We start from the raw sequence: 25,742 nt of genomic DNA on the forward strand, positions 1-25,742 counted from the left end.
CCTCTTAAAAAAGTCAATATGTATTATAATTAAACATTTAGTATAAAAATAATTGTAGACTCGTACTGATCATTTTTATATAGTCTTTTCCATTTTTACGCAGCGAGGCTCTCAAGCCATTACTTAGGAGACGCTATGACCAAAAAGTATGCCGAACTTAGCCTAGAGGGCCATGAGCCGGTAAAATTACCTATTTATAGTCCTACACTTGGTAATGATGTTATTGATATTAATAATTTAAGCCAAGTTGGTTTATTTACTTTTGATCCAGGATTTGTTTCAACAGCTGCTTGTGAATCCAAAATAACGTTTATTGATGGCGAGAAAGGGATATTGCTATATCGGGGCTACCCTATCGAGCAATTAGCAGAGAAAAAGGACTTTTTAGATGTAAGCTATCTCCTTTTAAATGGAGAACTACCCAATGAAGAAGAGAAAAAGGACTTCGTAAGCCTTATTAATAACCATACAATGGTACATCAACAAATGTATCAGTTTTTAAATGGCTTTCGACGCGATGCGCATCCCATGGCAATTATGGTGGGCATTGTTGGTGCTCTATCTGCCTTTTATCATGATTCAATGGATCTAAATAACCAACAAGATAGATATATTTCAGCAATACGATTAATCTCTAAAATGCCAACACTGGCTGCTATGAGTTATAAATACTCGGTTGGCCAGCCCTATATGTATCCTTTAAATAAAATGTCTTATGCAGAAAACTTTTTACATATGATGTTTGGAGTCCCATCTGAGAATGTTACTCCTAATCCTATTATTGTTAATGCAATGGATACTATCTTTATTTTACATGCAGACCATGAACAAAATGCATCGACCTCAACGGTACGCCTTGCTGGTTCAACTGGGGCTAATCCATTTGCATGTATATCAGCAGGTATTGGCGCTTTATGGGGCCCCGCTCATGGTGGAGCTAATGAAGCATGTCTTAATATGTTAAATGAAATTGGGGATATCAAAAATATTAATCACTATATTAAACGTGCGAAAGATAAAGATGATCCATTTCGCTTAATGGGCTTTGGCCATCGAGTTTATAAAAGCTATGATCCTCGTGCCAAAGTAATGCGTAAAACATGTCATGCAGTATTGCAAGCAGTCGGCGCACTTGATTCACCTTTATTTAAACTAGCCATGGAACTTGAACGCATTGCTCTTGAAGATGAATATTTTATTGAGAAAAAACTCTATCCTAACGTTGATTTTTATTCAGGATTAACTTTAAGCGCTATCGGTATTCCAACTAACATGTTTACTGTTATCTTTGCTTTAGCAAGAACTGTGGGTTGGATGTCTCATTGGATGGAAATGGTTGCTAGCCGGTCTAAACTTGGCCGCCCACGTCAACTTTATACAGGTGAAAAAGAAAGAGACGTGCCCTAATACCTATTTTGTTTATGTAGCATCTAGACAGAAATATAGATGCTACATCATATCGCTAATATGCAGCAAACTGGTTTCTGGTTGAATACTTTTATTAGCATACATAGCCCTTCTCGTAGTAAAAAAAGTACATCCATAAGCTGTTACCTGTGAAAGACCATACCGTCTTTCTAAAAACGCTAAATTATCGTTGCCAGCCGCTAATAAGCGTTGTGATCGATTAAAATTTCCAATCGCTGCAATAGCTATCTTATTGTCATTTTCTCTAGCAATTCTTAAGGCATTTTTTCTATCACAGTTTTGTATTATTAAGTTAGCACCAGCTTGCAGTAACAGCGTAATTAACTCCATACTTTGTTTAGAGTATTTACAAGCTATCATAAGGGGCGTATTAACTTTATCATCAGCCCGGTTAATATCGATATGCGGATGTGTTATCAGCAATTTAACTAAGGGTAAATTTCCTAATTTACAGGCCAACCCTAGTGCTGTTTTGCCATCAGATTGACATGCTATATTAATATCTAAATCACGAATCTCCATTAAAATAGCTAAAATTTTACTTTGGTTGCAATCAACGGTTAACCTTAAAGCGTCTTTGACTTGCGTTTGAGTTAGCAAATTGCCTCTTTTATTTTGTAAACGAGCCATTTCTCTAATACTTAGATCATCGCCACTTTGAACACAAATTTCCATAAAACTAATATTCCGACAATTTTTATACCAAAAATGTTGATAAGTTACTGGATAACTATTATTTAATTGCTGTAAACGATGTCTTAAATTTAAATTATCAAATGCAATAAAATCGATATTAATAATAAGCGTACCTCGCTCTTCAAAACTGTTATTTAATTGACTACTTAATTGCCGCTCGTTAAGAAGAAGATAAGGATAGTCGGAGGATTGTTTATATAAGTAATTAGTATCTAGTAATAGCCAACCATATGGATGTCTTTTTAAACCTATAGAGTGCTGTTCATTACTAACTATCATAACTAAATTGTCATGAAGATGGATCAAAGAGCTTAAATACTTAAAATAATCATCTACATGGATTAAAGATGCCATAGCAACGGTTTTGGTAAAAAGTTTTTTAATCGCACCTCCACATGCTAAACCTTGTTGAGCAGTATCAAGAATATTATCAATATTCGTTTGAGTTATACGCCCGTTATAGATAGGTTCATAGCTATGTGGTGACTGTGCAATGCATACTGCTTCAATAAGCGCGTTTATTTCAAGTAGTTGTTCTTCTTGATAATTAACCTGCTGATTACGCTTAATTTTATTTGTAATTCTCCTAACCTTAGCAACTAAATTCTCTTTTTCTTTACGAATTAAATTAATTCTTTCATAAAATGTGCCTTCTCTTTGAGATACTGACTCTTGTGCCCAAGTAATGGTAAAACCAAAACAAATCCCTTCACCAGGCTTATAGTTAAAACGCTCCATTAATTGAAGCAAATCATTATGTTCTAAACCACTACTAATTTTAGCTTTGGTGTCATCTAAAGTGATGTACCCAGGAATGATATTAGTGATATTTAATCGCGTTAAATTTTTAAATTTAATTAAAATAGCTATTGCAAAGATTAAAAGCCAAACATAAAGCATATTATTTACCTATTTCGTTTATATCCATTTAAAAGAAATCTATAGCCTTGTTAGCAGACAGTTTTATTGAATTTTTTTAGTTAAAGTTCAAATATTTATATTCTTCTAAGAATAATTAGCACGAAACCAATTAAGCATTATTAATGTAGCTGCATCAACTAGCTGCAAGTCATTCATTAATTCATAAGCTTTTTCACGCCTAATAACATGAGTTACTATTTCTTCATCATCAACCCCATGTATGTTTCCTTGAGGAGGCGTTTCTACCTCGGCGTAGAAAAGGTAATTCATTTCCGTCATCAGGCCAGGGCTTTTATATGCTTTTGCGATTAATTGCAGTTTTTTAATTTCAATACCTGTTTCTTCCTTAATTTCACGACAAGCTGTTTGTTTTGGATCATCAGAAGAATTATCTATAGTTCCTGCCACACATTCCAAAGTAAAACAATGTTCTTTATCACTATTTAAAAAAACCCCTGGCCTAAATTGCTGGCAAAATATAAAGCTATCTTGACTTGGAATATAAAGAAGAACAGATACAGAATTTGACGCTTTAATCACTTCCCGATTAGTGACAAAAGTGACCTTTTGATTAGGCGATAGACTTGAAACTTCAAAATCATATTTGGCTACTTCTAGGTAACCTTTATGGAGATCTAGCTTTTTAATTATTTTCGCTTGTTGGGTCATAGTTATATTCATTATTTTTTAATTAGCTTAGCTGATTTTTTTTAAAAATTCATTCAATACTATTTAACAAGCTCTTAAAACTTAAAACTACACAATCACTTAAATTTATGAAATGATTAGTCGGCATAAATTATAACTAAAATATAGGGAAAACTATGAAGATAAAACAAAAAGGATTACTTGGCTTAATAGCTATTGCTTTATCAAGCGTCTGTTTCGCAACTGACCTGGCATCAAGGCAATATGAGTTTAAACCAAATGAAGCAAAGGTATTAACAAATCCCTTTATATGGCAATTGACTATGAAATGTAACTTATCTACTCAAGATAAGGAAAATACTTTAACTGCAGTGATGTTAAAATACACAGGTACCGTGAACAATCATGTTCTTAAAGAAGGTGAGAGTGTTTCACTTAGCGTTAAAAATAATAGCGAGTTAACCATTAGTGTTGCAGGTAGTGCAATGGTTGAAATTACCAACCAAGGTAATTCATCCGTTATGGCTAATTGTGAAATTCAATCTTAATTGTATTTTACATGACTCGGATGAGATTCTTTTAAAATCACAAGAGCAATAATAAAACTTATAAAGAAGCAACAAGGCATTACTATTAATGCTTTGTTGTAACTTGATAAACTATAAAAATTCATACTATTTTGCAGCAAATTATTGCTATTTTTTAGAAAAATACCTACTAAAGGTTGAAATACTGCGCCGCCAATAAGAACAGATAAATTATTAAAACCCGATGCTGTACCTACTAGCTCGGGCGGATTATTATCTTTTACTACAGCGAAGCTAACTGTTTGCCCGCCAGCACCAAGTCCAAGTACAAATAAAATTGGGTACATCCAGCCTATTGAAATACCAGGGATATATAACAATAAAATTGTTGCTAGCAAACCCAAACTTGCACTCATAACAAGCGACAATCGACGACTATAAACTCTGTCACTTAACCATCCTAGCAATGGACTACCAACACCTATACCTAACCAAATCATGCTGCAAAGCCCTGAAGCTTCAAGAACACTAATCTGAAATTTTTGTTGTAGATAAGGCACGCCCCATAATGCAGCGAAAACAGCAATGGGTGTCCATATTGCACACGAGTAAGCGCCAATAATCCAAGTGTAAGAACGAGTACAAACTTGTATAAGTCTGTACCATTCATCACGAATCTGACGTCGGGTTACAATTTGTGTTGGTTGATAAGGGTAATCTCGAATCACTAACCAGATCAATAAAGATAAAGCAAAACCTATTAATGCAAGAATAAAACTAGCCTGCCGCCAACCAACTGCTTGAATTAAAGCAGCTAAAGGCACCTCACCAAACATAGCACCAACTGAACTCATTAGTTGAGCAATCCCAGCCAGCAATGCAAATTGTTTTGCAGGAAACCAACGCGAAACCAATACTAAAACACCAATAAAGGAGAACGCTGAGCCAATACCTATTAAAAAACGTCCCATAGCTGCTGTAAAAAGACTATCTGTAGATGCAAAGAAAAACGAACCTAATGCACATAATGCTAAAGCAAAAGTCATTAATTTTCTTGGCCCATAGCGGTCAAATAAAAGGCCTGCAGGTAGCTGCATAGGTGCATACGCATAAAAGTAAAAAGCAGAAACAATACCAAATCCCGCTGCGCCAACATTAAATGTTTTCATCATGGAATCAGCCATAACGCTTGGCGCAACTTGTAATACAAATTCATACAAATAAAATGTGGCTGATAAAATAAAAATGGTATAAGCACTTAATTTAGAAGGCCGCTCTAATTGTGTTTTTACTGTTTGCAAAATAGGATCTGTGTTCAAATTAAAACACGCATTACACCCTAAGCTAATTTCCTTTGTCAATCCCTGCAGGATAAATTGCCCCTAAAATTGTAGGTCGAGTAGCCCCTGTAATACCTCTAAGATTTAGAGCAACATTATTTAATGCTTTATCAGCGAGCCAAGCAAACATAGAGGCTTCAATAAAATCTGGATTGATATTAATTTCTTGAGTTGGTAAAACATTAATTTGCGGCAATAAACGAGTAAGTTCTTGCAATAGCGTTTTATTATGAGCGCCGCCTCCACAAATGAATAAATGTGTTGGTTGAGGGGATAAAACTTTTATATTGTTTGTAATGCATATTGCCGTTAGATGTAATAAAGTAGCTTGTATATCAATCGCTTTAAAATTATAACCTCCGTAATTAGCTAACCAATCAAGAGAAAAGTATTCTTTACCTATGCTTTTTGGTGCTTGACGAGAAAAATATTGATCTTGTAATAAAAGGTTTAACAAAGACTCTACTAAACTACCTTTTGCTGCCCAATTACCATCCATATCATAATCAAGTCCCTGACACTTATAAATCCATGCGTCCATTAAACAATTTCCGGGCCCCACATCATACCCAATCACTTCCGATTCATTCTTAAGATAAGTTAAATTAGCTATACCACCAATATTTACTACAGCTAAAGGAGAATTAAAGTCTTTAAAAATAGCCTGATGATAAATTGGAGCAAAAGGAGCACCTTGTCCACCAATAACTAAATCCCGGGTTCTAAAATCAGCAACTACCGTAATACCAGTCATCTCAGCAATAGTATGCGGGCACCCTAATTGGACCGTGTATGGAATGGCAGCAGTAGTATCATGGCATAATGTCTGTCCATGACTACCAATAGCAATAATATTTTGGGCTGATTGTTTGCTTTGCTCTAATAATAATAAAACTGCTTTAGCAAATTCTTTTCCTAGCAACGTATGCAACTGGCTAAAGTAACCTAAATCATGTGGCTGAAGTGCCATAGATTCTTTAAGCATTTCTTTAATAACGCTACTATAAGGAAAGGTAGTACCATAGATAAATTCATTTTTATTTATATCAACAAGTGCAACATCAATCCCATCCATGCTAGTGCCTGACATAATTCCAATGTACAGCTTCATTCTCTAACTACCTCCATTTTTTCTGCATTATTTATGGGCGTTCATATCTTTCGGTTCTCCAATTCTAAAAATACCCTATAGCTTCCTCATTGTTAACTAAACCATATAATACATGAGTCTTAATTATCAGGCATGAAATTATTTTAAAACTTTCTTCATCAGTACATTCCGTTAGTTTTCTAAATTAGCCAATCTTGAAACCGTAAAGACTAACTCATTTTTAGTATATTTTATATACATTTAGTTTTATTAAATTACCAAATGAAATTAATAAAGTAAAAAAGCTTTTTATAAATCCAGTTCTTAATAGTTTCTTAAGGTAACGTAAGTAATATTAATTTATGAGTTGTACTCAGAGATAATTATGAAACAAGCTAATGAAATTAAATCGACTGCTAGTTTATCTACTCAACCTACTACCCAAAATATAGCAGCCCCGGAAGATTATTTTTTTGATGAAGAGCTAGGATTTAAAGGATATAGTGTCATTATCTTTAATGAAAACGGAATAGTCATTGGCGCAAACCGTAAAAATCACTTAAATAATACTAGTGATTTTGAAAAAGAGCAGTTTTTAGTACCTATTGGCAAAGACCTTATTTCTACTGATTGTTCAGAGCGCTATACACACGCCTATGTGGTAGTTAATGCTCAATGGGAATTCAAACCCAATGAGTTTGAAAAAGTGCAAATTCTTATCATGCGCGGCGTAAGAATAGATCACGGTAAAGTAGTCAGTGAACATGATTCGCTTTGGCGGACGGCAAGGGCTGCCTTAAAGTCGTTTTTTAAAAAACATCATATTGAATTAGCTAATGACCTCCTTTTTTCAGGAGAATGTAAAAGCGCCTTATTAGTTAAAGATATGAAAAATATTTTAGGCATGCTTTTAACCGGGTTTATCATTAATACCAAAGGGACAAAGACAAATTATTTTAAAACACCTATTTTTAAAGGTAGCAAAGTTGACCCTGAAGTAGATCTTCCTCCACCTGTGCTAACCAGTTATATCCCTGAAGAAAATATGAAGAGAAGTAACGAATTTGATCAACAATTACAACTTGATAGCCCTGAGGAACGACTTAAGTATCTAAAAACTTTTATAAAAACACTGCTAGATCATAGTTTTTTTTCTCCACCTGGACCAGGTGTCCTTAACCAGGCTATCTCAAATGAGTTTAAGATTAGGAATAATGAGGAAGAAGATGATAAAAAGGACGCCATTACTAGCCTATATTAAATAGCCTTCAAAAATCTGCAAATTACCCTGTTAATTTTTCAGCAGTTCAATTTAACTTAAATAAAAGTTTCTGGAAAATATTTTTTAAACATTGTTTTGGATTATCGGTTTTATCTTGAGTCCGCCAAGCAACATGACCGTCTGGCCTTATTAAAACTGCTCCTTGCTCATTTATTTGATAGACATCTAACCATTGCCCTTCAGGATCTTGTAAATCGCCAGATTCACCAATACAGTAACTTACAAGGGGTAAATGACTATAATGTGCGGCAGCCTGTTTCCATAAATCTGTTTTATCGGCGCTTAATAAAACAAATTTATCATTAAATAAATCAAGTGTAGATAAAAGCTGCTTTCCTTTCTTCAGCACATAATGGGGAGCCCTGCAGCCTGGAGAAGTAGATGGAACATAAGTATCAAGGTTTAGAATTGGCACTGAGCCACCTTCTGCAATAAGAGTACCTTCTTCGTAACAAAAACCTAAATCGAGGCCTATTTGATTTACGTGTTCATTTTGTTCTTCGATTGCCGTCATCATGGTTTCATAATCACTATTATAAAGAGCGGTAAAAATAGTATTGAAACGCTTAGCATTTTTAGCACTCCACTCAATATTTTTGACTGCAATCGGTGCGCGTTCGCTAAAATAAGTATCTAGAAGTTTGTCATCAGCATAACCATTAATAACAAAAGCTAGCTTCCAGGCAAGATTATGAGCATCCTGAATACCGGTATTCATACCTAAACCACCTGTTGGCGGTAACCTATGCGCAGCATCGCCAGCTAATAAAATTCGACCGTCACGGAATCGCTCCGCAACTAGGGCCGCCATTGTCCAGAAACCTGTATTAATGAGCTTGATATCAACATTTTTATCCTGGATAACATTTTTAATCAATTCCACACAAAACGCATCAGTAAAGCTTTCTTTCGTTAACTCAGGAATGACATCGTAACGTATACCAACTAACCATTTACGTAATCCATCTTTGGACAATAGTACAGTACCCATAATATCTTTACGCGTAAAGATATAGCCTATGCTAGGCCTATCTTGCACATACTTTGCCAAATCCATTTCGCAATAAATATTACAAAACTCACCTAGGTTATCTTGGCCTTGCATATTAATCGAAAGTAACTCACGAGTTAGGCTTGAGGCGCCATCTGCTGCCACTAAATAATCCGAATTTATCTTATATTGATTACCTGATAATTTATCTTTTACAGTGCTGATAACCTTAGTATTTGTTTGCTGAATATCAAGCATTTCCATATTAAAATAGCAAGTAATTTCAGAATAAGTTTGTGCTTTCTTCAAAAGCTCTTGTTCAACCCAATCTTGAGAGATAGACGCATTTGTCGTTGGACTACTTAAATTGGGTCTAGGCTTAGCGCTAATACGGGTTAATTCCTTGCCTTGTAAAGATTCTAGCCAGATAAAGCGGTGCGCCTCTCTTGGCAGTTGATGCTTTCGTAATGGCGTATCAATGCCCCATAATCTAAAAATCTCCATGGTCCTTGTATTAACACCACGAGCTTTTGGATGATCAGTTGTAGAAGCATGGCGTTCAATTAAAATGCTTTTAATACCTTGATTAGCTAAGCCGATAGCTGTACTCAAGCCTACAGGACCTGCACCGATAATCACTACCTGAGCTTCATTTTCCATACTTAACCTTTTGGTTTGTTCATTTTAGCTTAAAACAACGTTTAAAGTTCTCCGTTGTTTGGATAGCAACTTCTTCATAACTAATCTGCCTAAGTTCACTTATAGCTTGAGCGACATATTTGACTAAGGCAGGATGATTTTGTTTGCCTCGATAGGGCACAGGCGCCAAATAAGGCGAATCTGTTTCAATTAGCAATCGATCCAAAGGGATTTTTTGAGCTACTTCTTGCAAAGTAGTAGCATTCTTAAAAGTGACAATACCTGAAAATGAAATATAAAAATTCATATCAATAGCTTGCTTGGCGATATTTAAATCCTCAGCAAAACAATGCATAACACCACCAATTTCACTTGCATTTTCATCTGCCATAACCTGCAAAGTATCTTCTGCTGCCTGTCGAGTATGAATTATTAGTGGTTTTTGAGAAGTAATAGCTGCATGAATATGCTCGCGAAAACGGTCTCTTTGCTGTTTTTGGGCCTGAGCCTCATGGACACGATAGTAATCAAGTCCTGTTTCACCAATCGCAATACAGGCTGGGTGCTGATTAGCTAATTTTATGAGTAATTCTGCTTTAGGCTCTTGAGCTATAGGATTATTAGGATGCAACCCTACGGATATCTTAACTTGTTGATATTTATCTGCGATATTACAAAGTATAAGATAATCTGTTAAGTCGACACAAACACATAAAAGTGAATGAACATCATTGTTAGCAGCAGCAGCAAGGACATTATCTAATTGGTTATTAAAATCATTTAAATCGAGCAGATTTAAATGACAGTGCGAGTCAGTTAACATAATTACAGTGTGTCAGTGATTTGGGTCGATTTTAACATGGTAGTTAAATAGGTTTCTATTTTATTTTTTAAAACTCGGGCGTCTTCTCCTTGAAACTGAAAACCTAAACCTGCGGGCTTGTTACCCTGAGAACCTCTGGGTGTTATCCAGGCAACTTTTGCAGGAATAACATAAGGATCTGGCTCATCAATTAATTTAATAGATAATTTAACTTTACCACCCAAGGGCAGAGTTAGGTTAGTACGAATAAATAACCCACCACCCTTAATAAATGGCATATAAGCCATATAAAGTGCGGCTTCTGTAGGGAAATCTCCGTTTACAATAGGCACATCAATCATTGGCGCTCCTATCTTTACAGAAAGCTTAGCAGTAAATCCTCTATAGTAAGCAACTGATTTACATTTATACTATAGCTTAAATTTTTACTAAGTTGATTTAACTTATCAATTAATGCAAACAAATGCGTAACTTTTACACCTTGAATTAATTCATTCAATTTAAGTGTCAGCGCTGTTTGTGTGACATCTTTATAAAAATAATTATGAATCATTTGCGCTGTTAGTAAATAAAGCAATCGTGTCAACTCTACCAATTCATAAGCGGCCCATTTTTCAGCAATAATATTAATTGAAGCTCTTTCTCTTCTAATAGCTATTAAATCATCTATAAAATTTTCTTTTTGCTTAAACAATTCAGTTTGTGTATTTTCTGAGAGATATTTATCATTTTGTAAAAAATAATCATCTTCATGGTTCGAATCAGGAAAAAACCAGTGCTGACAACGACTAAAAATAGTTGCAGGAAGAGTGCTGATTGATTCTATCGTTAAAATGAAATAAATATTAGCGGGCGGTTCCTCTAAAATTTTTAATAAAGAATTTGCTGCTGCATGATTCATCCTTTCAGCATTTAAAATTAAAATTACTTTATTTTCAGAGACTTGCGGTGAAGTATATAAAGAATGATGTAAATCTCTAATTTGCTCGACCTTAATAGCAGTTCCTGTTTTTTCAGGTTTAATCTGATATAGATCGGGATGCGTTTCTTGATTAATTAACAAGCAAGACTTACAAGAGTCACAAGGCTGATGATTATCATTCTTGCACAAAAGAGTAGCCAACATTTGATTATAAAGCGTTGCTAACTTACTTATAGATGAACTTCGTAATAAAAGCGCATGAGCCAAACGCTTGCTACTATAAGCGTCTTTAAAATGCTGCCAAAATTTCAGGTGCTCAGCCTCAATGATAATAGGATTAAGAGTAGGCATTTTCATCCAAAAATGTTTTAAGCTGTAGGCAAAGAGATTGTTGCACTTGTTCAAGAGGCATACTGGCATCAATAATTACTGAATTTTCAGTCTGTTTCAATTTTTGGTGATAAGCTTGATAGACACGGTTAAAAAACACTAAAGACTCTTGCTCAATACGATCAATTTCCCCTCGTTTATGTATTCTTTGCAGGCCTTGTTCGGGTGCAATATCTAAAAAGAGCGTTAAGTCCGGCTTTAATCCTGCAAGGCAAAAACTAGATAGGTTATCTAAGATAGCTTGACTTATACCTCTCCCGCCTCCCTGATACGCATAGGTAGACAGCTCAAAACGATCCGCTATTATCCAATCGCCTTGAGCTATAGCTGGCCGAATAACATTTTGAATTAGTTGCACTCTTGCCGCGTATATCATTAGTAATTCACTAAGGCTATCCAGAGGTTCGTTAGGAACAGATTCTTTAATTAAAGACCTTAGTTTCTCACCTACGTAAGTTCCACCTGGTTCACGAGTTACTATTACCTTTTTTACTCTCTCTTCTAGATAGTGTTTAATTATTTCAATAGCAGTCGTTTTACCTGCTCCCTCCAGGCCTTCAACTACAATAAATCGCCCTAATATCATTGATTTTCCTTATTCATATAACGAGCAATAGCCTTTTTTTGCTCCTCATAAGTTGCCGAGAAAATATGAGAACCATCCCCCTTGGCTACAAAATAGAGATAATTTGAAATTTTAGGATGAGCTGCTGCCTCAATTGCATCCCGACCCACCATCGCAATAGGGGTAGGCGGTAGCCCTCGGTAAAGATAAGTATTATAAGGGGAATCAAATTCTAAATTATGATGCCCTAGTTTGCCAGAAAACGTAGGTCCTAAAGCATAAATGACGGTCGGATCCATTTGCAGAGGCATCCTCTTTTTTATCCGATTAACGACAATACCACTAATAATTCTTCGCTCCGAAGGTAAAGAAGTTTCTTTTTCAATGATAGAGGCAGCAATAAGTAACTCATAAGGCGTTTTATAAGGTAGCACTGAGCTTCGTTTTTCCCAATTAGAATTTAAAACAGCTAATAATTTTTTATTTGCGTTAACTAGAAGTGGTTTGGCATCACTACCCGCATTATAATAATAGGTATCAGCAAGCAATAATCCTTCAGCACTTGGATATTGATTTAGAATGACTGTCCAATCTTGTGGCTGATATTGCAAGTAAGGTGCTTGCAATAACTTTTGCTTAACTTGATAAATATTAGTTCCTTCGATAATACGAAATGCAGCGATTAAAACGTCGCCTTTTACAATTCGATCGACTAAATTTATTGCTGTTTCACCTGGTTGAATTTGATAAACGCCAGCCTTTAATTGATTAGCCAAGCCTTTATATTTAATATAATTTTCTATAATAAACTTTGAATCGATATAACCATTTTCATATAGTTTTTGCACTAATAGTTTTGCTGTTGAATTAGGTTTTACCTCTACGATAAGTGACCTACCTTCAGTTGCCATTGGTGTATTTAGACGTAAGATAAACCACCCTAACAGCGCACTCATTAACATTAAGATTATTAAAATTGTAATAAGAAATTTAATTAATTGCCTATGTTTCAATCTAGTATTACGATTATTAAGACGAGGATCATCAGCGTGCATTTATTACACCATAAGTAAATACTTGATATTTAAACTTTATTGACATATTGGCTTACCGATTAAAAAAATTAAGTATAAAATTTATATTTTGGTAGAAGAAGTCATAATTAAAAATATACATACTATCTAATTCGTAAGTGATTAGCACCTACCACCGAGAGACTGTATTTAGCGCACCTTGCATAAAAAATATTTAAGATTAGCTAACTAGTTACCATGATGATTATAGATTTATTAGATTATCTAACAAACCAAATAGAATTAAGGCTTAAATTAATACCAATATTTGACTTAAGTAGAAGCAAGTCGTTTAAATAGTAAGGTGCCATTAGTTCCTCCAAATCCTAAGGAATTACTCAAAACATAGTCAATTTTCATTGACTGAGGTTTATGAGGAACATAGTTTAAATCACATCCTTCATCGGGGTGCTCTAAATTAATAGTAGGTGGTGCAACTTGATCTCTAATTGCTAATATAGAGAAGATAGCTTCCACTGAACCAGCAGCACCAAGTAGATGCCCCGTCATAGATTTTGTTGAACTAATCGCTAATTTATAAGCATGATCACCAAATATTTTCTTTACAGCTTTAGTCTCATTTAAATCATTTAAATAAGTTGATGTACCATGTGCATTAATATAGTTGACTTCGCTAGGGGATATGTTGGCATCTTGAATAGCTGCTAACATGGCTCGAGACGCTCCATCTGCATCATCATCTGGAGCTGTAATATGAAAAGCATCACCAGACATACCAAATCCTACCAATTCAGCATAAATCTTTGCACCACGGGCTTTAGCATGTTCATATTCTTCTAAAACTAAAACACCAGCGCCCTCTCCCATGACAAAACCGTCTCTGTCTTTATCCCAAGGACGTGAGGCTTTTTCTGGCTCATCATTTCTTTTCGATAATGCTTTAACAGAAGAAAAACCAGCTAAACACAAGGGTGTGGTCGTCATCTCAGCGCCACCACAAACCATAATATCAGCATCACCATATGCAATCATTCTACCTGCAAGGCCTATATTATGTGTACCCGTTGTACAAGCGGTTACTACAGATATATTTGGACCTTTTAATTTATATTTGATTGAGATTTGGCCTGCGACCATATTAATAATGCCAGCAGGTATAAAAAAAGGAGAAACTCTGCGGGGCCCGCCTGACATCAATTTTTCTTGATTATTAGTAATCGTTTCTATACCACCAATACCTGCCCCAACAGCCACACCTGCACGCAAACTTAGGTCTTCATCAATAACAAGACCAGAGCTGGCTATAGCTTCATCGGCTGCAGCTAGCCCATATTGCGTAAACATATCCATTTTTCGAGCTTCTTTGAGAGGGACATAATTTTCAATGTTAAAGTTCTTTACTTTAGCCCAAATTTTGGTTGGGAAGTCAGTAGCATCAAACCCTTCTACAGGCGCAACACCACTCTTACCCGCCAAAATACCTTGCCAAGTATCTTCTACATTTAGGCCAAGTGGGGTTACCATCCCCATCCCAGTCACTACAACACGTCTCTTACTCAATGAATAGCTCCTTAATTATCAGGCTTCTTCTTTGTTCATATTTGATTCAATATAGTCAATCGCTTCTTGAATGGTTGTGATTTTTTCTGCTTTTTCATCTGGAATTTCAGTTTCAAATTCTTCTTCAAGAGCCATAACAAGTTCTACTGTGTCAAGAGAATCAGCACCTAAATCTTCAACAAATGAAGCATCATTTTTTAAATCATCTTCCTTAACACCTAATTGCTCACCAACAATTTTACGAACTCGCTCTTCAACTGTACTCATAACTTGTATTTCCTTTCTTAAGGTTAAAAAAATATATGGTGGGTAGTTTATTCAATTCTTTACAGAACGCAAGCTTAATTAATATAAGTTTATCAGATTACCCATTAAAATTTAATTAATCCATATATAGGCCACCATTAACATGAATAGTTTCGCCAGTAATATAATTTGCACTATCAGATGCCAAAAATGCAACAACTTCAGCGATATCATTTACTTGCCCAAAGCGCTTCATAGGGATGCGTTTAAGCATTTCTTCTTTTACCAAATCAGGTAAAGCATCAGTCATATCAGTCTCAATAAACCCAGGCGCTACAACATTTACAGTGACACCACGGCTTGCTAACTCTTGGGCCAAAGACTTTGAGAAACCTATGACTCCGGCTTTAGCAGCTGTATAATTGGCTTGGCCAGAGTTTCCACTAGAACCAACTACAGAGCCAACTGTAATAATTCGACCCCATCTTGCTCTAAACATAGATTTAACACAGGCTTTACTCATGCGAAAAATAGAATTCAAATTAGTTTCAATGACTCGATACCACTCATTATCATCCATACGTAATAATAAATTATCAGCAGTAATACCAGCGTTATTTATAAGTATAGATGGAACTTTTTTCTCATCAGAAAGCTGCGCCATAAGGCTTTCTACACTTTCAGCGCTGGTAACATCAAGAGTGACCCCTTCACCTGGTAAATTACTTTCATTAAAATGTTTACTAATAGCAAGCGCAGATTCTTGAGTAGTTGCACTACCTACTACATAGGCCCCTCTTTGCGCCAACGTTTGAGCAATAGCCTTTCCAATTCCTCGACTAGCGCCTGTTACTAAAGCTATTTTTCCTTCTAGGCTAATCATATAAACCCCTACTATACAAAATATATTTAAACTTAAAAAATTTAAGTTTAATAAATCATTTATCGCTAATTGACTTTGTAAGCTTCAATTTGCGATACAGCATAATCAATTGAATTTTTATCTTGAGTATTAAATGTAAGTAAGTCGCGATCAATGCGCTTAATTAAACCTGAGAGTACTTTACCTGGGCCGCATTCAATAAATTGATTCACCCCTTCTCTTTTCATAAGTTGAATTATTTCAACCCATCTTACAGGTTTAAATAACTGCTCTTTTAACAAAGAACGAATTTGTGCAGGTGTTTTATAAACACTTAAATCAACATTACTAATTACATTTATACTTGGCGATTTAAAAGATACTTCATTTAAGTATACTTCGAAAGCCTGAGCAGCATCTTTTAATAGTGAGCAATGACAAGGAACGCTTACAGCTAGTATTTTAGCCATTCTTGCTCCTTGACTATCTGCTTTAGTGATAGCTTCCTCTAGGGCCGCACGATGGCCTGCAATAACAACTTGCCCTATAGAGTTATAATTTGCTACAGAAACCTGTTCTTTGTCCGTACTAACGTCTGCACAAATTTTATCCACCTGCTCATCAGTCAAGCCAACTACAGCTGCCATAACGCCTTGGCCAAGGGGAACAGTTTCTTGCATTAGTTGACCACGCTTTGCCACTAGTTTTACAGCCTGCTCTAAGCTAAGAGCATCAGCGCAAACTAAAGCCGCATATTCGCCTAAACTATGGCCGGCCATCCATTTAGGTTGCTCTATCTTTAAATTAGATAATAAATTATAGATAGCTACATCTGCAGTTAGCATAGCAACCTGAGTAATTTCGGTTTGATTTAATTTTTCTTCAGGCCCTTGTTGAATAAGCTGCCAAACATCATAACCCACTTCTTGGGAAGCGATACTAAAGGTTTTTTGAATGATTGGGTAACTTTCAGCTAACTCTGTTAACATTCCTATAGATTGCGAACCTTGGCCAGGAAATATAAATGCTAGTTTTGACATATAAAGCCTCAATTTTAACCGTTATCCCTCACTAATATTTATTTTGCTCTAAGGGATTTAAGAATTAATTTACGTAAACCAATTTAATAGCGGACAACCATTGCACCCCAGGTCATTCCACCACCAAAAGATTCAAGTAATAATAAATCACCGCGTTTAATACGCTTTTCTTTAATCGCTAAGTCTAGCGCTAAAGGTATAGAAGCCGCTGAGGTATTTCCTTGGTTTTCAATGGTGACTATTACTTGTGACATGGATAAGTCTAGTTTTTTAGCAATTCCTTGAATAATACGGATATTAGCCTGATGAGGAATTAGCCAATTAATATCAGCTTTAGTTAAATTACTGGCCTCTAAAACTTCATCAACAATATCGCCCATCATATTAACTGCAATTTTAAATACCTCATTGCCTCGCATACCGATTAAGGCTTTTTTATCAAGAGAAGTGCGATTCGGATAGGTTAATAATGAACCTGCATCGTAAGAAGCATGTAAAACACTCGCTACTATGCCTGAATTTTCTGGCGTCCTTTCTTGAGCACTTAAGATAGCCGCGCCAGCACCATCTCCAAATAACACACAAGTGGAGCGATCCGTCCAATCAACAGCGCGAGACATGGCTTCGCTACCAATAACTAGCACATTTTTCGCTGACCCAGTTTGAATATATTGTTTAGCAATATCCATTGCATAGACAAAACCACTGCAAGCCGCACCAATATCAAGTGCAGGAATAAAAGATTTAATGCCTAATGCATTTTGTACATAACAAGCAGTACCTGGAAAAAAATTATCAGGCGTACAACTTGCAACAATAATTAAATTTATTTCATCAGCGTTAATGGTTGAAGCGCTAAGAGCTTCTTTGGCTGCTTGGGCTGCCATATAAGAAGTCGTTTCATAATCAGATGCAATATGTCGACTACTAATACCGGTACGGGAAATAATCCAGTCATGTGAAGTATTAAGTTTAGTTTCTAGATCATAATTAGTAAGTCTATTCTCAGGCAAATAACTACCTGTGCCATTAATAACTGCATGCATCATAATAGTAAACCTTGATTAATAAACTCATTTATCTGATCGCGTACTAAATCAACCACATTGTTTTTGACCTGGAGCATAGCTTCTTCAATAGCATGTTGAAAAGCGAGTTCTTTCGCACTACCGTGACTTTTGACCACGATCCCATTTAAACCTATTAAACTAGCGCCATTATAACGTGCGGGATCCATGCGCATTTTTAAACCCTTTAAAGCTGGCCAAGCCAGAATACTCATTAGTCGAGTCAAATAATTTTTTACGAAAGATTCTTTCAGGATGGCTAACATAAGTTTAGCAAGGCCTTCACTTGCTTTTAAGGCAACATTACCAACAAAACCATCGCAAACAACTAAATCTACTTCCCCTGAATAAAAGCCATCTCCTTCTACATAGCCTACATAGTTTAATAAACTACAGTTAGCTAACATATGAGCGGTACGCTTAATCTTATCATTTCCTTTGATTTCTTCTTCACCAATATTTAATAGGGCAATTTTAGGTTTCGATTTTTTATCAATTGCTTGAATAAGTGCTGAGCCCATCACGGCAAATTGAAAGAGGTGTTCCGCGCAGGAATCAACATTCGCGCCCAAATCGATTACTCGAGTTTTACTTTGTAAAGTAGGTAACTCGGCAATAATTGCTGGCCTATCTATACCAGGTAAAGTCTTTAAAACAAAGCGTGCAGTCGCCATTAAAGCACCCGTATTACCTGCACTGACACAAGCCTCTGCACGACCGTCTTTAACTAGGTTTATAGCTACCCGCATTGAGGAATCTTTTTTATTGCGCATGGCATGTGAGGGTAGTTCATCCATAGCTACCACTTCAGAAGCATGAATTACATCAAATTGCTCATTATTAAAATGACCTTGTTTCTTAAGTTGGGCTGTAATTTGAGATTGATCACCGACTAATAGTAATCTTAAATCAGGATTATTTTTCACAGCGCGAACACAAGCAGGGATCAAAACCTTTAGGCCATGATCCCCACCCATCGCATCGATTGCAATGGTAATAGTTTTCAATCGAGTTACTCTTTTTCGTCTTCGTAAACGTTATCGGTATCTAAAACTTTACGACCACGATAGTAACCATCAGCAGTTATATGATGTCTACGATGTGTTTCACCTGTTGTGCTATCAACACTTAAGGTAGGTGCTTTTAAAGCATCATGCGAACGTCTCATGTCTCTTCGAGAGCGACTTTTTTTGTTCTGTTGTACGGCCATTGCGTTACTCCTAGGCAATTTGTATTCATTGGTGCGAAATATTACATATTTTTTGACTGTAATCCAAGTATTACTTACTTTTTATCTTCCTTTGTTGATTGATATTTGATAAATTTGCTCACTTCTTTGTCACACTCATCAATGTTTAAATGATTTTCCGGGCTACAAAGGTGTAATTCATCAGTAACCAATTCTACCAGATCAATAAAAAAATTATTAGCTACAATACACTCATATTTATCCATTAATTTTTCAGCGCAAGCTTCTGAGTTACAAACGGCAAGCGTCGTTGTATTTTTATAATCATATAAAAAATTATTTAAGCAACGCTGGCATTCAATTTCTACAGGACCACTTACCTCCATTGATAAAAGAAAATAATTTTCTATTGGCTTAACTTCATAGGTACATATTAGGGAACAAGGGGTAGGAATCCTATTGGGTAATCTTTTCGTTACATACACTCCAACAGTTTGATTCTCAAGTTGTTTAGCTTGGGTCTTAAGATCAATTAGCATATTAAGTCTCAAATATTATATAATGACGCTTTTAATTTTATTTAACGTTCTCTTTTTTGGCAAAATGACAAATAGATAACAACTTAGAATATAGTATATATCTAACCTCATTGAGTTGAAACTTAAAATATAAATATAACCTTTAAGAATCGTCGTAATTTATGAAAGTAAAAGTAATAGTTGGTATGTCTGGTGGTGTTGATTCTTCCGTTGCTGCCTGGTTATTGAAGGAACAAGGATACCACGTTGAAGGTTTATTTATGAAGAACTGGGAGCAAGACGATCAAGATAATTATTGTCCTGCTGCCATTGATTTAGCTGATGCACAAGCCGTGGCTCATCAATTAGATATTCACCTTCATACCATTAATTTTTCTGCTGAATATTGGGATAGAGTTTTTGCGCACTTTTTACAGGAATATGAAGCCGGACGCACGCCTAATCCCGATGTCTTATGTAATAAAGAAATTAAATTTAAAGCTTTTTTAAATCATGCACTTACCCTAGGTGCAGATTTTATAGCCACTGGTCATTATGCCAAAATAGAAGATGGTAATTTATTTAAAGCTAAAGATAGAGATAAAGATCAAACCTATTTTTTAAATGCCGTTGATAAAGAAGCCCTAGCGAAAACCTTATTTCCAGTTGGTGATTATTTAAAATCAGAAATACGTGCTTTTGCCTCTAACCTTAACTTAGTGACCTCTCAAAAAAAAGACTCTACAGGTATTTGTTTTATCGGCGAGAAGCAGTTTAAATCATTCCTTAATGAATTTATTTTAGCTCAGCCAGGCAAAATAATGAGTAGTGATGGAACGATTCTGGGTCAGCATGATGGATTAATGTTTTATACAATTGGCCAGCGTCAAGGTCTAGGTATTGGTGGACGCTATGATAGTAGCGATGAGCCTTGGTATGTTGTTGAAAAGGATATTGAAGCCAATATATTAATTGTCGCTCAGGGTAATGATCACCCTATGCTTTATGCTCAAGGATTAATTTGCAGTAATATTCACTGGTTAGCACCTTATGAAGATAAGCTTCCCTTAACCTGCTACGCTAAAACACGTTACAGGCAACCTGACCAAGCTTGTGTTATATCACCGGCTATAGATAATGGGCACTGTGTGATGTTTTCAATACCTCAACGTGCAGTAACACCTGGACAATACATTGTATTTTATGAGCGGAATCAGTGTCTAGGCGGCGCCATTATAGAGAAAGTTATTCGTTAATTAAAAATCAAATAATTGATGAAAAAGCACAAAAATCTAGGTTAAGTGTTACAATATAATTAATTATTAATTTACTTTGGTTCTGTATATCGTTGTTAATTGACGAGGGTTAATTAATAACTAATAGCAGCTTTCCTAACCATTTTTTTCAGGAGTAGATAATGAGTAATGCTACTGCATCACCTATTGCACTAGAGCATCCCAAAACAGGCCTCCATTTCTCTGTTAATGCTGCGGACAAAGTCGCTTCTTTAATTGCTGAAGAAGATAACCCTAATTTAAATTTACGGGTTTATATTACAGGTGGTGGTTGCTCAGGATTTCAATATGGGTTTACTTTCGATGAGACGATTCAATCAGATGACACAGTGATCACCCAATCTTGCTCAGATGGGAAATCGTCTGTAAAATTATTAGTTGATTCAATGAGTTACCAATTCCTGCATGAAGCAGAAATAGATTACATAAAAGGTATTCAAGGCGAACAATTTGTCATTCGTAATCCCAATGCTAAAACCACATGTGGCTGTGGTTCTTCTTTTAGCATTGAAGATGAATAGTTAGTAATTTTTTTAATAGTCTAATAAGGATGTATAACAACTTTTGTGCCTATTTGAATGAAGTTGTTACTTAACCACTTAGCATCATGAGGCTTTACCCGTATACAGCCATGGCTAGCATTATAATTCGGCACATCATAAGAGCCATGAATAGCATAGTATTTTGAAAAAAACATACAGTATGGCATCGGTGATCCACCTTTACCTAGTGGATAGCGACTTGAGCGACATCCTGGCCCTTGTTTACTAATAACCCTATAAGTACCTGATGGAGTTTTACAGGCTCTTTTTACATCTTTACAATATCGACTACCTCCTGAGGCTTTACCACTGCGAATCACTTTACCGTTATGATTAACAGCAGACCAACTTAATTTTTTTGGGTTAAAGATGAATGTATTAGCAAAATTTGCTGATGAATAGGAAATGAGCGAAAAAGAAAAGAGATAGACCACAAAACGACTTATTCTTAACTCAGCTTCCATAATGAGTCCTATCTTTATTGAAGTTATCTTAAATATAGGATAATTTTTAATCTATTTGTAGTTTTATTGTACAAATTTTAAATTTCTACCAAATATATACAATAAACCCTTGAATTAATAAAGAAAAAAATTTATTAAAAACTAGCGCTAATCTACTCTGTGCTTGAATCAGTCGGTTTATTGATTAAAATAGGAAATGTTGTTAATTGACCGGTCAATTTTAAATGCTCTATCCACGCTAGGGACTCTCTGTAAATCATTTGCTGGTAAAGTAGATTTTTCATTATTCGAAAAGGAAAAAGCCCAAGCTGAGAAAAAGTTGTATTCTTAGCTACTGCTTTGTTAAAGGAATATTTTTCTGTTTAATATTCTTGAAATCTATTATTTTCAGTAGGTGAATTTCTAATTAGACGGAATTTCTTTATATATTGAATAAATTTTTGCGCATCTGAGTACTCCTTAGCACCCATATACTTGGTAGGTAAATTGTTAAAGTTAAATCTTTTTCGCTTTAACTCAGATCTTACTGCGTTGACATGCAAATATCCCTGTCAATGCAGTAAAACTACACCCTGGTATTCTTACATCTAACTGCCTTAATTCCTCCGAATTCAATAAATAATCAAATAAATCATTATTCAAAAAATGACGCTGCATTGCCTGTTTCATATTATTATCTACTTTTGCTAATCCCTTTCATCATTTACTAAAAAGCCAAAAAACGCATTAATTTGTTGTGGGGAAACTTTGAGTCTCTTAAACAGTGCTGTAATATTAGATTTTTTTCAACAGCTTCTAGAAGTGTATCAATGATTACTTTGATCATAGTCAATATGCAAATTAAAGCCAAATTAGATACATCAAGTATATAAAATAGCCATAATTGATGTATTTTTAGTATCCTTTGAATGCCACAATAATTTTTAGTTACAGAAGAGAACCGAAACAAAAACTCAAATTAATTTTTCTCGTCTTCCCAATGATTAATACCAGATTTCTTTATTAGAAACTCAATAAATTCTTGATGGGTAGCTATTTCTTGTTCAGTAGCATAAATAATGGGTGAAGAGCTTTTAAGCTTTGCTTCATTAACTGCCACATCAACAATCGCTGATTCGACGTGCTCAAAGTTATCTTCAAACAAACTAGTTTGACCACCAGTCATTGCTAAGTAGACCAGTGCTAAAATTTCAGCATCCAACAAAGCGCCGTGTAATTGACGATTAGAGTTATCTATTTCATAACGCTTACATAGCGCATCTAAACTATTTCGTTGGCCAGGGTGCTTTTCACGAGCCAATAAAAGTGTATCTAGCACTTTGCAATATTTATGCATTTGGTGAGGATGTTTAAGTAATGTCAACTCAGCATTTAAAAATGCAATATCAAAGGCCGCATTATGAATGATAAGCTCTGCATCTTTAATAAATGCTATTAATTCTTCTACAACATCACAAAATTTAGGTTTATCAGCAAGAAATTCAGTACTAATACCATGAATTCTAAAAGCCCCTTCATCTACTTCACGTTCAGGATTTAAATAGACATGATAATTATTGCCGGTTAATTTCCTATCAATTAATTCCACGCAACCTATTTCAATAATTCGATGTCCATTTTGGGGATCGATTCCAGTTGTTTCTGTATCTAAAACTATTTGCCGCATTAGATGTCCTAAGATAAAAATTGATTAATTAGGCAATGAATACCTATTTTAAATTGATAACAAAGATTTATTTAAATAATAGCCTATATTATTTATTTTACAGCCTCAAGGATGCCTTGATTTGCTAAAGCATCAGCTAATTCATTTTCATAATGACCATTATGACCTTTCACCCAATGCCAATTAATTTTATGCTTAGTTGCTAGCTCATCTAACTGTTGCCAAAGATCGGCATTTTTCACAGGCTCTCTTTTAGAATTTCGCCAACCATTTTTCTTCCAGCCCATAAGCCACGTAGTCATTCCTTGCCGTAAATATTGAGAATCCGTATACAACTCTACTGTGCAAGGTCGTTTTAATGCTTGTAAAGCTTTTATAGCAGCTGTTAACTCCATACGATTATTGGTGGTAAGCATTTCACCGCCATAAATTTTTTTCTCTTGACCATTAAATCTTAGTAAAGCGCCCCAGCCACCGGGGCCAGGATTACCTTTACATGCGCCATCAGTAAATATTTCAACTGTCATGATAATTAACATACACCTTTATAAATAGCCTAAGTAGTTAATCTGAACTATCTTTTGAAAAACGAATACCTGCCCAAAGCTTAAGAAAATAATACAATAATTTACCATAAGGTGGGTAAAAAAGGGTGATTGATGATAACCTACCCTGCTTAAAAATAGGTTTTAAATTGGAAAAGGTATCAAAACCTTCTTGACCATGATATCGTCCTATTCCACTTTGGCCAACACCACCGAATGGTAGATCATCAATAGCCGCTTGCATCACTGTATCATTTATAGCTAGAGCACCTGATAATGTTTTATATTGTAATTGATTAATTTCTAAATTGTTATTGCCAAAATAATAAATAGCTAGTGGATTGGACAAAGTTAAAATAAAATCAACAGCTTCTTTAAATTCATCATAAACGATGATCGGTAATAATGGTCCAAATATTTCTTCCTTCATAAGCTGCATTGTTGAATTGGCATTAAAAACTAAATAAAGAGGTAAAGAACGTTCATTTTCTTTTAAATCACCAAGGGGAACAATCTTGCCCCCTTTAACGCGAGCATCTTCTAATAAGCTTAAAAGCCTTTCGCGATGTTTATTAGAAATAATATTAGAATAATACCTATTATCCCTCATATTGAGATAATGCCTTTGTATAAATTCCTTAGCCAATCTTTCTATGTCGTTTTCCCATTTTCTTGCTATTAATAAAAAATCAGGCGCTAGGCAGGTCTGACCAGCGTTAAACAATTTACCCATAAAAATTCTATTTAGAAAACGAGCACTCGCTGAAGAAGAAATAATTGTTGGTGATTTTCCACCTAACTCTAAGGTTACGGGCGTTAAATTTTTACTGGCAGCGGCCATTATTTTCTTACCTATTGTTGTAGAGCCGGTAAACAATAAGTGAGCAAATGGCAAGCTAATAAATTTTTCTGCATAAGCAACATCACCATTATGCAGACTAACATAATCATTTAAGCCTGGTATAAGCTTAATAAGTTCTTGCAGTTTTTGCCCTACATGGGGTGTAAATTCTGACATTTTAATCATAATTTGATTGCCAGCAGCCAAAGCATAAGCCAGTGGCACCATAGATAGAAAAATAGGATAATTCCAAGGGGTGATAATACCCACAACACCAATTGGTTGCGCTATAATGTATGCCTTTCCAGTTCCAAAGTACCAATCTATTTTTCTTTTTCTTGGTTTTACCCATTTTTTTAAGTGTTTTAAACAATAATTAATGGCATTAATGGTAGGAAAAACTTCAAGAAGCAGCGTTTCATCACGTACACGATGCGTATAATCTTTATTAACAGCCTCTGCTAAGCCAAGCGCATGATGTTGTAGTAATTTTTTTAATAAGCGCAAATTATTTAATCTAGTTGCAAGGGGTAAATAAGGATGACTAGCAAATAAACGTTGATGATTTTCAAAACTAGATAGCAACTCATCTTGATCGGTCACGATTATCC

Annotated in this window: 27 protein-coding genes; 5 read left to right on the forward strand and 22 right to left on the reverse strand. The window is 35.2% G+C overall.

Annotated elements, in window-relative coordinates; genetic code table 11:
• The first annotated feature begins 135 nt into the window (after positions 1 to 135).
• Positions 136 to 1,407, forward strand: coding sequence for a citrate synthase (gene gltA / locus E1P04_RS04100; RefSeq protein ID WP_131781659.1), 1,272 nt, complete (start codon positions 136 to 138; stop codon positions 1,405 to 1,407).
• A gap of 42 nt (positions 1,408 to 1,449) precedes the next feature.
• Here the strand turns inward: gltA and E1P04_RS04105 are convergent, their stop codons facing one another.
• Entirely contained in the window at positions 1,450 to 3,024 is a 1,575-nt protein-coding gene (locus E1P04_RS04105) for an ankyrin repeat domain-containing protein (protein ID WP_131781660.1), read from the reverse strand.
• A gap of 105 nt (positions 3,025 to 3,129) precedes the next feature.
• Complete coding sequence (locus tag E1P04_RS04110; RefSeq protein ID WP_165482671.1) at positions 3,130 to 3,714, reverse strand: NUDIX domain-containing protein; 585 nt, start codon at positions 3,712 to 3,714, stop codon at positions 3,130 to 3,132.
• Positions 3,715 to 3,869: 155 nt separating this feature from the next.
• On the opposite strand from E1P04_RS04110, the gene E1P04_RS04115 reads away from it, so the two are divergent.
• Positions 3,870 to 4,241: a hypothetical protein gene (locus tag E1P04_RS04115; RefSeq protein WP_131781662.1), complete on the forward strand. Its 372-nt coding sequence runs from the start codon at positions 3,870 to 3,872 to the stop codon at positions 4,239 to 4,241.
• On the opposite strand, the gene E1P04_RS04120 is transcribed toward E1P04_RS04115, so the two are convergent.
• Together E1P04_RS04120 and E1P04_RS04125 are read right to left on the reverse strand one after the other, a co-directional pair.
• A complete protein-coding gene (locus E1P04_RS04120; RefSeq protein ID WP_242604378.1) occupies positions 4,238 to 5,539 on the reverse strand; it encodes an MFS transporter in 1,302 nt (433 codons plus the stop codon). The genes E1P04_RS04115 and E1P04_RS04120 overlap by 4 nt on opposite strands.
• Positions 5,540 to 5,564: 25 nt before the next feature.
• Positions 5,565 to 6,671, reverse strand: a complete 1,107-nt coding sequence (locus E1P04_RS04125; RefSeq protein ID WP_131781663.1) for an anhydro-N-acetylmuramic acid kinase — start codon at positions 6,669 to 6,671, stop codon at positions 5,565 to 5,567.
• Between the two features lie 364 nt (positions 6,672 to 7,035).
• Between E1P04_RS04125 and E1P04_RS04130 the strand changes: the two genes are divergently transcribed.
• The gene (locus E1P04_RS04130) at positions 7,036 to 7,911 is read left to right on the forward strand and encodes a hypothetical protein (protein WP_131781664.1); all 876 of its coding nucleotides are present in this window, start codon (positions 7,036 to 7,038) and stop codon (positions 7,909 to 7,911) included.
• Positions 7,912 to 7,957: 46 nt separating this feature from the next.
• On the opposite strand, the gene E1P04_RS04135 is transcribed toward E1P04_RS04130, so the two are convergent.
• From E1P04_RS04135 to E1P04_RS04200, 14 genes are all read right to left on the reverse strand, one after another.
• On the reverse strand, positions 7,958 to 9,583 hold the full coding sequence (locus E1P04_RS04135; protein ID WP_131781665.1) for an FAD-dependent monooxygenase: 1,626 nt from the start codon (positions 9,581 to 9,583) through the stop codon (positions 7,958 to 7,960).
• A gap of 19 nt (positions 9,584 to 9,602) precedes the next feature.
• The gene (locus E1P04_RS04140; RefSeq protein ID WP_131781666.1) at positions 9,603 to 10,385 is read right to left on the reverse strand and encodes a TatD family hydrolase; all 783 of its coding nucleotides are present in this window, start codon (positions 10,383 to 10,385) and stop codon (positions 9,603 to 9,605) included.
• A gap of 2 nt (positions 10,386 to 10,387) precedes the next feature.
• The gene (locus E1P04_RS04145) at positions 10,388 to 10,726 is read right to left on the reverse strand and encodes a PilZ domain-containing protein (RefSeq protein WP_131781667.1); all 339 of its coding nucleotides are present in this window, start codon (positions 10,724 to 10,726) and stop codon (positions 10,388 to 10,390) included.
• 14 nt (positions 10,727 to 10,740) lie between these two features.
• On the reverse strand, positions 10,741 to 11,658 hold the full coding sequence (locus E1P04_RS04150) for a hypothetical protein (protein ID WP_165482672.1): 918 nt from the start codon (positions 11,656 to 11,658) through the stop codon (positions 10,741 to 10,743).
• Positions 11,645 to 12,283, reverse strand: a complete 639-nt coding sequence (gene tmk / locus E1P04_RS04155; protein WP_131781669.1) for a dTMP kinase — start codon at positions 12,281 to 12,283, stop codon at positions 11,645 to 11,647. The genes E1P04_RS04150 and tmk overlap by 14 nt, the downstream gene beginning before the upstream one ends.
• Complete coding sequence (mltG, locus tag E1P04_RS04160; protein WP_131781670.1) at positions 12,280 to 13,317, reverse strand: endolytic transglycosylase MltG; 1,038 nt, start codon at positions 13,315 to 13,317, stop codon at positions 12,280 to 12,282. Before mltG ends, tmk begins: the two co-directional genes overlap by 4 nt.
• Before the next feature lie 291 nt (positions 13,318 to 13,608).
• Complete coding sequence (gene fabF / locus E1P04_RS04165; protein WP_131781671.1) at positions 13,609 to 14,856, reverse strand: beta-ketoacyl-ACP synthase II; 1,248 nt, start codon at positions 14,854 to 14,856, stop codon at positions 13,609 to 13,611.
• Positions 14,857 to 14,874: 18 nt separating this feature from the next.
• A complete protein-coding gene (gene acpP / locus E1P04_RS04170) occupies positions 14,875 to 15,123 on the reverse strand; it encodes an acyl carrier protein (protein ID WP_115330980.1) in 249 nt (82 codons plus the stop codon).
• A 115-nt stretch (positions 15,124 to 15,238) separates the two neighbouring features.
• On the reverse strand, positions 15,239 to 15,985 hold the full coding sequence (gene fabG / locus E1P04_RS04175) for a 3-oxoacyl-ACP reductase FabG (RefSeq protein ID WP_131781672.1): 747 nt from the start codon (positions 15,983 to 15,985) through the stop codon (positions 15,239 to 15,241).
• Between the two features lie 65 nt (positions 15,986 to 16,050).
• On the reverse strand, positions 16,051 to 17,004 hold the full coding sequence (fabD, locus tag E1P04_RS04180; protein ID WP_131781673.1) for an ACP S-malonyltransferase: 954 nt from the start codon (positions 17,002 to 17,004) through the stop codon (positions 16,051 to 16,053).
• An 83-nt stretch (positions 17,005 to 17,087) separates the two neighbouring features.
• Positions 17,088 to 18,053, reverse strand: coding sequence for a beta-ketoacyl-ACP synthase III (locus E1P04_RS04185; RefSeq protein ID WP_131781674.1), 966 nt, complete (start codon positions 18,051 to 18,053; stop codon positions 17,088 to 17,090).
• The gene (plsX, locus tag E1P04_RS04190) at positions 18,050 to 19,078 is read right to left on the reverse strand and encodes a phosphate acyltransferase PlsX (RefSeq protein ID WP_131781675.1); all 1,029 of its coding nucleotides are present in this window, start codon (positions 19,076 to 19,078) and stop codon (positions 18,050 to 18,052) included. Before plsX ends, E1P04_RS04185 begins: the two co-directional genes overlap by 4 nt.
• Positions 19,079 to 19,083: 5 nt before the next feature.
• The gene (rpmF, locus tag E1P04_RS04195; RefSeq protein WP_115330975.1) at positions 19,084 to 19,281 is read right to left on the reverse strand and encodes a 50S ribosomal protein L32; all 198 of its coding nucleotides are present in this window, start codon (positions 19,279 to 19,281) and stop codon (positions 19,084 to 19,086) included.
• A 74-nt stretch (positions 19,282 to 19,355) separates the two neighbouring features.
• Complete coding sequence (locus tag E1P04_RS04200) at positions 19,356 to 19,799, reverse strand: YceD family protein (protein ID WP_131781676.1); 444 nt, start codon at positions 19,797 to 19,799, stop codon at positions 19,356 to 19,358.
• Between the two features lie 161 nt (positions 19,800 to 19,960).
• Here E1P04_RS04200 and mnmA point away from each other — a divergent pair, with 161 nt between their 5' ends.
• On the forward strand, positions 19,961 to 21,034 hold the full coding sequence (gene mnmA / locus E1P04_RS04205) for a tRNA 2-thiouridine(34) synthase MnmA (protein ID WP_131781677.1): 1,074 nt from the start codon (positions 19,961 to 19,963) through the stop codon (positions 21,032 to 21,034).
• Between the two features lie 161 nt (positions 21,035 to 21,195).
• Entirely contained in the window at positions 21,196 to 21,594 is a 399-nt protein-coding gene (erpA, locus tag E1P04_RS04210; protein ID WP_131781678.1) for an iron-sulfur cluster insertion protein ErpA, read from the forward strand.
• 20 nt (positions 21,595 to 21,614) lie between these two features.
• Here the strand turns inward: erpA and E1P04_RS04215 are convergent, their stop codons facing one another.
• The 4 genes from E1P04_RS04215 to E1P04_RS04230 all read right to left on the reverse strand — a co-directional run bounded on the left by E1P04_RS04215 (position 21,615) and on the right by E1P04_RS04230 (position 25,734).
• A complete protein-coding gene (locus tag E1P04_RS04215) occupies positions 21,615 to 22,079 on the reverse strand; it encodes a L,D-transpeptidase (RefSeq protein WP_131781679.1) in 465 nt (154 codons plus the stop codon).
• Between the two features lie 958 nt (positions 22,080 to 23,037).
• Positions 23,038 to 23,745, reverse strand: a complete 708-nt coding sequence (gene dnaQ, locus E1P04_RS04220) for a DNA polymerase III subunit epsilon (RefSeq protein WP_131781680.1) — start codon at positions 23,743 to 23,745, stop codon at positions 23,038 to 23,040.
• 92 nt (positions 23,746 to 23,837) lie between these two features.
• Positions 23,838 to 24,272, reverse strand: coding sequence for a ribonuclease HI (gene rnhA / locus E1P04_RS04225; protein ID WP_131781681.1), 435 nt, complete (start codon positions 24,270 to 24,272; stop codon positions 23,838 to 23,840).
• 37 nt (positions 24,273 to 24,309) lie between these two features.
• Positions 24,310 to 25,734: an aldehyde dehydrogenase family protein gene (locus tag E1P04_RS04230; RefSeq protein WP_242604379.1), complete on the reverse strand. Its 1,425-nt coding sequence runs from the start codon at positions 25,732 to 25,734 to the stop codon at positions 24,310 to 24,312.
• Positions 25,735 to 25,742 lie beyond the last annotated feature (8 nt).

Origin of the sequence: Legionella gresilensis (assembly GCF_900639865.1) — a bacterium.
Lineage (GTDB): Bacteria > Pseudomonadota > Gammaproteobacteria > Legionellales > Legionellaceae > Legionella_C > Legionella_C gresilensis.